The 10,377-nt window shown below is 41.9% G+C and carries 9 protein-coding genes; all 9 read right to left on the bottom strand.

What is annotated here, in order from left to right:
* Window positions 1-40: 40 nt before the first annotated feature.
* Window positions 41-745 (bottom strand): orotidine-5'-phosphate decarboxylase, encoded by a 705-nt coding sequence (gene pyrF / locus CWC18_RS10795; protein ID WP_138592242.1) that lies wholly within the window; start codon window positions 743-745, stop codon window positions 41-43.
* A gap of 73 nt (window positions 746-818) precedes the next feature.
* Complete coding sequence (locus tag CWC18_RS10790; protein WP_138675245.1) at window positions 819-1,955, bottom strand: lipopolysaccharide assembly protein LapB; 1,137 nt, start codon at window positions 1,953-1,955, stop codon at window positions 819-821.
* Window positions 1,956-1,957: 2 nt separating this feature from the next.
* Window positions 1,958-2,221 carry a lipopolysaccharide assembly protein LapA domain-containing protein gene (locus CWC18_RS10785; RefSeq protein ID WP_138592244.1) on the bottom strand — a complete coding sequence of 88 codons (264 nt, stop codon included), beginning with the start codon at window positions 2,219-2,221 and terminating at the stop codon, window positions 1,958-1,960.
* A 27-nt stretch (window positions 2,222-2,248) separates the two neighbouring features.
* Entirely contained in the window at window positions 2,249-2,539 is a 291-nt protein-coding gene (gene ihfB / locus CWC18_RS10780; protein WP_010362991.1) for an integration host factor subunit beta, read from the bottom strand.
* Between the two features lie 60 nt (window positions 2,540-2,599).
* Complete coding sequence (rpsA, locus tag CWC18_RS10775) at window positions 2,600-4,267, bottom strand: 30S ribosomal protein S1 (RefSeq protein ID WP_138675244.1); 1,668 nt, start codon at window positions 4,265-4,267, stop codon at window positions 2,600-2,602.
* A 93-nt stretch (window positions 4,268-4,360) separates the two neighbouring features.
* On the bottom strand, window positions 4,361-5,074 hold the full coding sequence (gene cmk, locus CWC18_RS10770; RefSeq protein WP_138592246.1) for a (d)CMP kinase: 714 nt from the start codon (window positions 5,072-5,074) through the stop codon (window positions 4,361-4,363).
* Window positions 5,075-5,235: 161 nt separating this feature from the next.
* A complete protein-coding gene (gene aroA, locus CWC18_RS10765; RefSeq protein ID WP_138675243.1) occupies window positions 5,236-6,516 on the bottom strand; it encodes a 3-phosphoshikimate 1-carboxyvinyltransferase in 1,281 nt (426 codons plus the stop codon).
* On the bottom strand, window positions 6,516-7,598 hold the full coding sequence (serC, locus tag CWC18_RS10760) for a 3-phosphoserine/phosphohydroxythreonine transaminase (RefSeq protein WP_138675242.1): 1,083 nt from the start codon (window positions 7,596-7,598) through the stop codon (window positions 6,516-6,518). The genes aroA and serC overlap by 1 nt, the downstream gene beginning before the upstream one ends.
* 68 nt (window positions 7,599-7,666) lie before the next feature.
* The gene (gyrA, locus tag CWC18_RS10755; RefSeq protein WP_138592249.1) at window positions 7,667-10,360 is read right to left on the bottom strand and encodes a DNA gyrase subunit A; all 2,694 of its coding nucleotides are present in this window, start codon (window positions 10,358-10,360) and stop codon (window positions 7,667-7,669) included.
* Window positions 10,361-10,377: the final 17 nt, after the last annotated feature.

Here is a 10,377-nt window from a genome sequence, read left to right as displayed (position 1 = left end):
ATCTGATCGGCATTAAGCTATATACTGCTTTTAATTTTAATCATGCAATTGATGCGTTTATCTCAGCGAGTGTTTTAACTGGATCATCTGATTGGGTAATTGGTCGACCAATTACTAGATAGTCACTGCCCGCATCAATGGCTTTTTGTGGTGTCATGATACGTTTTTGATCGCACGCATCAGCACCAACAGGCCTTATTCCCGGTGTAATAAGCTTAAAATTATTACCTAATTCGGCTTTTAACGTTTTAGCTTCTTGCGCCGAACATACAACTCCGTCTAGTCCCGCTTCTTGAGATAATTTCGCTAAGTATACCACTTGATCTTGTGGTGTTTTTTCAATCCCTAGGCGAAGTAACTGCGCTTGATCCATACTGGTCAATACAGTAACGGCTATCAGCAATGGGGCTTTTTCACCATAATTTGCTAAAGCTTGCTTAGCTTTTTGCATCATTTCTAGGCCACCACTGGCATGAACATTTACCATCCACACCCCAAGCTCTGCGGCAGCAGTTACTGCTTTAGCGACTGTATTTGGAATATCGTGGAATTTTAGGTCAAGAAAAACATCGAATCCTAAATCAACCAATTGCTTAACAAATTGAGGACCAAAATAAGTGAACATTTCTTTGCCTACTTTTAAGCGACACTGATCTGGTGACAGCTGTTTCACAAAATTTAATGCTGCTTGTTCATTATCGTAATCTAGTGCGATTAGCACTTTCTTTGAATCTATTTGGGACATAATATTCCTAAGGTTGACCTAATTTTCAGAAATAGCATTTTTAAAGGCGTGTTTACTCTGTGATAAACACATATTAATAACCGTCTAATCCTTTACTTGGTGCGATAGATTCCCAGTGTTTGCACGACGGACAAATCCAATAAAGCGTATGACTTGTAAAACCACAATGCCTGCATTGATACTCTGGCTTTGTAGCAATATATGATTGCACCAGCTTATCAACTTCTGCAAGCACCGCGTGAATTCTATTATTGCTATTACCCAACAATTGTAATAAAAAGCTAAAGCCACGTATTGAAGGCTCTCGCTTAAGGCTATCGGTTAAAAAATCAATTGCTTGTTGTTGCTCCCCTTTAGTGAGCAATGCTTGACAGTGCTTAATTCGAATTAATACTCCCCCTTTTGGAAGTAATTCGATGATTAACTCGTTGAACTGCTCTGTTAAGTTTAACTGTGTGTAACTCTCTTCCAATTGGGCAATATATATCGGCGCAGTATGCGTAAAGCTGCTTACTAACTTGCGCCAGTAATAAATTGCTTTTACATAGTCCTGTTGTTCAAAAGCATCTTTTCCTAACTCATACAACGGGCGAATTGTTTTATGTTCTAATGCCGATGTTTTTTCCATGAGCTTAGGCGTTTTATCTGCCAATGCTGCCTCGCAGTAGAAATTTGCCACTGCTGCGCAATGCTGAGGCTTAGTAAATAGGTCACTATGTGCTTCATACATACTTATCCCCTTATGCCACTCACGCATTTGGGAATACAAGTTAATAATGGGGTCTAGTGAATCTTTATTCGCGCTTTTCACTAACACGATTAAGTGTTCTTCTGCACTGTCTAATAATCCAGCCAGAATATAATCCTTAGCAAGCTCTAAACGACAAGACTCGGTATTTACATCGCTTAGAGTTGGTTGATTGAGAAGTAATTCATGAATTTTTATGGCGCGGTCTAATTCACCACGTTTACGAAATAAGGTGGCTAAAGTGAGGTAATGTTCGACTGAGTCAGCAGATACTTCGAGAAGTTGTATTAGGTGTTCTAAGCCCTGATCTTCTTCTCTATCTAGTAGAAACTTCAGTCCTTTGCTATATTGAGAAGTTATTTGGCGACTTTGTTCATGGGCTTGATTTTTAGCGCTATTTTTCCCCATCACATAGCCGTATGCAGCTGCCACAGGAAGCAGTAAAAATAACAGCTCAATCATGGTCAGCGTTCAGTATCTGGCGATAATTGACGGTTAGTCTTTCTAAGGCGATAGTTTTGCCATTTTAATTGAGAGAACACTTTTACACTTACAATACAGCCAACAAGTACACCTATAAGAAAGCAAATACTCATCAATGTTGCTAAAGGTATCTCGCTAGTAGCAATTAAATAATTAACGTTAACCACTTCAGGGTTTTGTGTGCCAATTACAAACGCTAATAATATTAGTGCTAAAACGAATCCTTTTTTTACTACCTTTACCAAGTGCTACTCCGTCAATGTACAGGTATATTAGTCAGCTATACTGGCGTTTACGCGATCACGTAATTCCTTACCAGGTTTAAAGTGAGGTACATACTTTCCATCTAATTCTACCGTATCACCAGTTTTTGGATTACGACCAGTACGAGGTGAACGGAAGTGCAATGAGAAACTACCAAACCCACGGATCTCAATGCGATCTGAGCATGATAATGAACCTGCCATTTGTTCAAGAATTTCTTTCACAGCATTTTCCACATCTTTTACAGGAACATGTGCGTGTTGCTCGGCAAGTTGTTCTATCAATTCTGACTTTGTCATAGTGTTTCCTTTAATATAAAAAGAAAGGGCTAAAGCGCCCTTCCTGATAAGACTTAAATATTAGTCTTTTTGAGCGTTTTTGAAAGCTGCTGCCATTGCGTTTTCAAACGCAGGCTCTTCTTTCTTCAACTTCTCAAGAACTTCTTTCTCTTCAGCTTCGAACATAGCTTTAACTGAAAGGCTGATAGTACGGTTCTTACGATCAACACCTACATATTTAGCTTCAATTTCGTCACCAGCAGAAACAACAGTAGTTGCATCTTCGATACGCTCTTGAGCGATGTCAGCTACACGGATGTAACCTTCAACACCTTCGATAAGCTCAACCGTTGCGCCTTTCGCGTCAACTTCAGTCACTTTACCCTTAACAATAGCACCTTTTTTGTTTACGTCTAGGTAGTTATTGAATGGGTCAGCTTCGATTTGCTTAACGCCAAGAGAGATACGCTCACGCTCTGGGTCAACTTGCAATACGATTGCTGTGATTTCGTCGCCTTTCTTGTACTCACGTACCGCTTCTTCACCTGGAGTGTTCCAAGAGATATCAGAAAGGTGAACAAGACCGTCAATGCCGCCGTCAAGACCGATGAAGATACCGAAGTCAGTGATAGACTTGATCTTACCAGTAACTTGGTCGCCTTTGTTTTGAAGACGAGCAAACTCTTGCCAAGGGTTAGCAATACACTGCTTAAGACCTAGAGAAATACGACGACGTTCTTCGTCAATTTCAAGAACCATAACTTCAACGCTGTCGCCTAGGCTAACAACCTTTGAAGGGTGGATGTTCTTGTTAGTCCAATCCATTTCAGAAACGTGTACTAGACCTTCAACACCTTCTTCGATTTCTACGAAACAACCGTAGTCAGTAAGGTTAGTTACACGACCAGAAAGCTTAGCACCTTCTGGGTAACGACCAGCGATAGCTGCCCATGGATCTTCGCCAAGTTGCTTAAGACCTAGAGAAACACGAGTCTTCTCTTTGTCGAACTTAAGAACTTTAACTGCGATTTCGTCGCCAACATTGACGATTTCTGAAGGGTGCTTAACACGCTTCCACGCCATGTCAGTGATGTGTAGTAGACCATCTACACCACCAAGGTCAACGAACGCACCGTAGTCTGTAAGGTTCTTAACGATACCTTTAACTTCTTGACCTTCAACAAGGTTAGCAAGAAGCTCTTCACGCTCTTGTGAGTTTTCTGATTCGATAACTGCACGACGTGAAACAACAACGTTGTTGCGCTTTTGATCAAGCTTAATTACTTTAAACTCAAGCTCTTTACCTTCAAGGTGTGCTGTGTCACGTACTGGACGAACATCAACAAGTGAACCAGGTAGGAACGCACGAATTGTGTCAACTTCAACAGTGAAACCGCCTTTAACTTTGCCGTTGATCATACCAACAACAGTCTCTTGCTCTTCACATGCTTTTTCAAGACGGATCCAAGCTTCGTGACGCTTCGCTTTCTCACGAGAAAGGATAGTTTCACCGAAACCGTCTTCAATTGCGTCTAGCGCTACATCTACTTCGTCGCCAACAGCAACTTCTAGTTCACCAGCAGCATTTTTGAATTGCTCAGCAGGGATAGCACTTTCTGATTTAAGACCAGCATCAACAAGAACGATGTTGTTCTCGATTGAAATTACTGTACCTTTAACGATAGAGCCTTGCTCTGCTTCAAAACCTTTTAGGCTTTCTTCAAATAACTGCGCAAAATTTTCTGACATACTAAATACGTCTCATAAAGTATATTCCAATTAGCAACCATGCTGCATGGGGTAGTTAAATAAACATCAGCTTCCTGCCAATGCATTAATAAATTAGGTTAAACGCGACTTTTCTAGTTTGCCGGTGCGTACCGCTTCTTCTAGGATTTCCACAACAGTAGCAAATACTTGCTCAGCATTTAGTTCACTTGTGTCAATCGTTATCGCGTCACTTGCTGGGACCAAAGGCGCAACTGCGCGATTCATATCGCGATCGTCACGGGCTTTAATGTCCTCTAGCAGACCACTTAGTGTAACATCTAGTCCTCGACCATTCAACTCTAAGAATCGACGGTTCGCGCGCTCTTCAGCACTGGCGGTTAAATACAATTTGATTTCGGCCTCTGGGAAAATAACCGTTCCCATATCCCTTCCATCTGCAATTAAGCCCGCTTCAGTTCTAAATGCGCGTTGCCTGCGTAACAATGCCTCTCTCACTCGAGGTAGTGCAGCTACTTTTGAAGCAGCAGCGCCTACGTCTTCATTACGAATAGTGGTTGTTACATCTTCTCCTTCAAGAATGACTCTGCCGTTTTTAGTAACAGGATCAATTAAAAATTGTACGTCTAAATTGGCCGCCAATGGCACGAGTGCTTCTTCATTGTCTAGTGCGATTTGATGATGTAACGCAGCGAGAGAAAGAACACGATAAATCGCACCGCTGTCTAATACATCCCAATTTAATTTTTCAGCTAACAAGCGACAAACGGTTCCTTTGCCTGAACCACTTGGGCCGTCTACGGTGATAACTGGCATCGATGCCTGCATTTAAAACCTCCTGAAATGCCCACCTTAAATTAACCGCGTGCATTATACGCAAGTTTTATGAATATATCCTTACTTACCTGTAACTTTTTGTTAAATAGGTACTAAGTTAGAAAAGAATAGAGCCATACTATTGAGGCTCTATTACAATTATACGGTAAGTATTAGTGGGTAGTTATTGACTCTAAAACATTAAAAAACGTGGGGAATGTTTTTGCAGTACAGCCTGGGTCATTTATGATCACCTCATGACCGCCTACAGCAACCATAGCAAAGCACATCGCTATACGATGATCATTATAGGTGTCAATATCCGTCAAATTAATAGTTGACGGCGGCGTAATTTCGATAAAGTCGTGCCCTTCTATCACTTTAGCTCCCACTTTTCGTAACTCAGTCGCCATAGCCGCTAAACGGTCAGTTTCTTTGACTCGCCAATTGTAGATATTACGAATAGCCGTCGGCCCTTTAGCGAATAAAGCTACGGTTGCGAGCGTCATCGCTGCATCAGGGATCGCGTTGGCGTCAATATCAACGCCTTTTAACTCACCTTTACTGACCACCAGTTTTTCATCGTACCAATCAATCTTAGCGCCCACTTGCTCCATCACATTGGCAAATCCAATGTCGCCTTGTACGCTTTTTTTACCGACACCGTTAATCTCTATTTCGCCACCTGAAATAGCGGCTGCTGCGATAAAGTAAGACGCTGAAGACGCATCTCCCTCCACCATGATCCGGCTTGGGGATTGATATACTTGCTGACCCTTAACAATAAATGTTTGATAATTATCATTAACCACTTCAATACCAAACTGGGCCATCACACCGATCGTAATATCAATATACGGTTTAGATACCAAATCACCTTTAATACGGATATGAGTATCGCCTGTAAAAAGTGGTGCCGCCATCAGTAATGCGGTTAAAAACTGACTAGAAATACTGCCGTCAATTTCAACCTGGCCACCTCTTAACGGTTTGCCTTCAATTAATAGCGGTGGGTAGTCAGCATTTTTTAAGTAACGAATGTCTGCGCCTAACTTGGCCATAGCATCGACTAAATGACCAATAGGTCGCTCTTCCATACGTGGTTCGCCAATCAACTTAAATTGACCTGCAGTTGCGGCTAAAACAGCCGTTAAGGGCCTATAAGCAGTGCCTGCGTTACCTAAAAATAGTGCTTCTTTTGGCGTTTTTAATTGCCCTGCGCACCCTTCGACCGTTGCGACTGTTTTATCTGCATTTAAATTAACCGTCACGCCCATTTGCTCTAATGCGCCTAACATATAGCGAATATCATCACTATCAAGTAAGTTGTGAACCTCTGTCGTTCCTTTCGACAATGCTGCCAATAACAGAATACGATTAGATAAACTTTTAGAGCCTGGTAATGTGACTGAACCGGATACTTTTGAAATCGGTTTTAAGGTAAGTTGCTCCATTAGCTATGCTCCTTTGCAAACTTATCCATAAATGTAATAAGTGCCTTAATCCCTTCAATTGGCATAGCATTATAAATACTTGCTCTCATTCCACCGACAAACCGGTGCCCTTCTAAAGCAACTAGCCCAGCAGCTTCTGCTTGGGTAAGAAACGCAGCATTTAAGTCATCATCCTGTAACCAAAAGGGTACATTCATCAACGAACGACAATGCGCAGCAACTTTATTACTATAAAAATCTGAACTATCGATATAGTTATATAAAAGTGCTGCTTTTTCTTTATTATGCGCTTCCATAGCTGGCACGCCACCTTGGGCTTCTAAGTATGAAAATACTTCAGCCGCTAAATACCATGCAAACGTCGGAGGTGTGTTGTACATACTGCCTTGCTTAGCTTCAATTGCATAATCAAGTATGGCAGGACGAGGTCGCCCGTCTCTTTCAAGTAATGTTTTGCGCACAATAACGATACATAAACCCGACGGCCCTATGTTCTTTTGCGCGCCGGCATAAATCAGGTCAAACTCGTCAACATTAACTTCACGTGATAAAATCATTGAAGACATATCGGCGACAATAGGTGCACTTTGGTGTTTTGGCACGTCAAATATTTCAATACCATCGATTGTCTCATTTGGACAATAATGAATAAATGACGCTTTTTCTGGTAGCTGCCAGTCATTTACAGGCTGAATATCAAATGTACTGTGATCATCACAACGAATGTTCAACGATGCTACGTCGGTAAATTTAGCTCCCTCTTTGGTAGCGCCACTTGACCATATACCATTTTCAATATAGAAACCTGGCGCATCATTTTGATGTAAGTTTAAAGGCACAGCCGCAAACTGACCTCGTCCCCCACCATGCATAAATAAAACTTCAAAGTCGTCTGAGATATTCATTAAACGACGTAAAGATGCTTCGCACTCTTCTACCATCGCCAAAAAAGGTTTCGCGCGATGGCTTACTTCCATCACAGACACACCCAAGCCTTGCCAGTTTAAAAACTCTGCTTGTGCTTTTTTCATTACTTCAGGGGGCAGCATTGCTGGCCCTGCACAAAAGTTATATACCGTCATTTTCCTCATTCCTAAACAACAATAATTTACAGATAAAAAAAGCGGCCACAGCCGCTTTTTAGTTTACTTTATTCACTCGGTGAATCGTCGTTCACTTGCGTGTTTTGCTCTACGTCAGCATTCTCTGCAACGTCTGCATTACCATCCTCACCTTCGGGCAAGTCATCCACTTCAATTTCTTCAATGCGCTGTAAACCCACTACCTGCTCATCTTCAATTGTTCTGATCAAAATGACCCCTTGGGTATTTCGACCTACCGTAGACACTTCACTCACTCGAGTACGTACAAGCGTACCGCGGTTAGAAATTAACATGATTTCGTTGTTATCTTCAACCTGAACAGCACCAACAACGCTTCCGTTACGGTCACTAACCTTTATAGATACAACACCTTGTGTCGCTCGGCTCTTAGCGGGGTATTCTTCAAGTGGTGTACGTTTACCATACCCGTTTTCCGTCACCGTCAATATTGCACCATCATTTTTTGGTACGATTAACGATACAACTTTCACATCATCTGGCATTTTTATGCCACGAACACCAGTTGCTGTGCGGCCCATAGGACGTAACGCTAACATTTCTTCGCCTGTTTCAGGGTCAATTTTAACTTCACCTGTTTCAGAGTCGCGTAGTTTTTCATTGAATCGAACAACTTTACCGTGATCGGTAAATAGCATGATGTCATTACTACCATCTGTGATATCGGCACCGATTAGGTTATCACCTTCGTTTAAGTTGATCGCGATGATCCCGCTTGCACGTTGACGACTATAGGCAGTCAATGGTGTTTTCTTAACTGTACCATTAGCTGTCGCCATCAATACATATTTATCTTCTTCGTATTCACGAACAGGCAATATCGTAGTAATTCGTTCATCCGCTTCTAGCGGCAACAGGTTCACGATTGGCTTACCACGTGCTGTACGTGAAGCAAGCGGTAACTGATACACTTTCAGCCAATACATGCGTCCCGCTGTAGAGAAACATAAAATGGTGTCGTGCGTATTCGCAACCAAGAGTCGTTCGATGAAATCTTCATCTTTCATCTTAGTTGCTGCTTTGCCTTTACCACCACGACGCTGTGCTTCGTAGTCAGACAATGGCTGATATTTTACATACCCTTCGTGAGATAACGTCACAACAACATCTTCTTCGTTGATCAAATCTTCAAGGCTAATATCGTGAGCGGCAGCACTGATCTCAGTACGACGTTCGTCTCCATAAGTCTCTTTTATTTCAACTAACTCATCACGGATCACTTCCATTAAACGTTCAGGCGATGACAAAATGAAGAGTAACTCAGCAATAACCTCTAATAACTCTTGGTATTCAGCTAAGATTTTTTCATGTTCTAAGCCAGTAAGCTTATGTAAACGTAAGTCAAGAATAGCTTGAGCTTGCTGTTCTGATAAGTAGTACTGACCATCGCGAATACCTAGCTCAGCTTCTAACCAATCAGGGCGTGCTACATTGTCTTCACCTGCTTTTTCAAGCATAGACTTAACAGTACCTAACTCCCAAGGGCGTGCAACAAGTGCTTGTTTCGCTTCAGATGGGCTTGGTGATTTTCTAATTAACTCAATGATCGGGTCAATATTCGCCAATGCAATCGCAAGACCTTCAAGCGTATGCGCTCTGTCTCTCGCTTTTCTTAAATCGAAAACGGTACGGCGGGTAACGACTTCACGGCGGTGAATAATGAATGCATCTAGCATTTCTTTGAGGTTGAAACATTTAGGCTGGTTGTTATCCAACGCGACCATGTTCATACCAAATACAGTTTGCAACTGTGTTTGCGAGTAAAGGTTATTAAGTATTACTTCACCAACTTCACCACGCTTGACTTCAATGACGATACGCATGCCGTCTTTGTCAGATTCATCACGTAGCGCGCTGATACCTTCAACTTTTTTATCTTTTACAAGCTCAGCAATCTTTTCAATCAAACGTGCTTTGTTAACTTGATAAGGCAACTCATGAACGATGATCGTTTCTTTGTTAGTCTTCTCATCAACTTCAACTTCTGCGCGCGCTCGAACATATATCTTGCCTCGGCCAGTCTTATACGCCTGCTCAATACCCTTCTTACCATTAATAATGGCAGCAGTTGGAAAATCTGGACCTGGAATATAGTCGATCAACTCTTCAATGGTTAAATCTGGGTTTTGAATAAGTGCCAGACACCCATTAATAACCTCTGTTAAGTTATGCGGCGGGATATTCGTTGCCATACCAACCGCAATACCTGAAGAGCCATTCACTAGCAAGCTTGGCACTTTTGTTGGTAACACGTCTGGGATTTGCTCTGTTCCATCATAATTAGGAACATAATCAACCGTTTCTTTTTCTAAATCAGCCAATAACTCATGGGATATTTTTGCCATACGTACTTCGGTGTAACGCATCGCAGCGGCTGAATCACCATCTACAGAACCGAAGTTACCTTGGCCATCAACCAACATATAACGCAGAGAAAATGGTTGCGCCATACGAACTATCGTATCGTATACTGCGCTATCACCGTGTGGGTGATATTTACCGATCACATCACCGACTACACGAGCCGATTTTTTGTAAGGCTTATTCCAGTCATTTTTCAACTCGTTCATAGCGAACAATACACGACGGTGAACAGGCTTTAAGCCATCACGTACGTCAGGTAATGCACGCCCTACTATTACACTCATTGCGTAATCAAGGTATGAATTTTTGAGTTCATCTTCTATATTGACTGGCAGGATTTCATTGGCGAGATCAGTCATTCGATTCCACTTTCCTT

It is taken from the genome of Pseudoalteromonas aurantia (assembly GCF_005886875.1).
In the GTDB taxonomy this organism is placed as follows: domain Bacteria; phylum Pseudomonadota; class Gammaproteobacteria; order Enterobacterales; family Alteromonadaceae; genus Pseudoalteromonas; species Pseudoalteromonas aurantia_A.
This window is presented reverse-complemented; position numbering and strand designations above follow the sequence as displayed.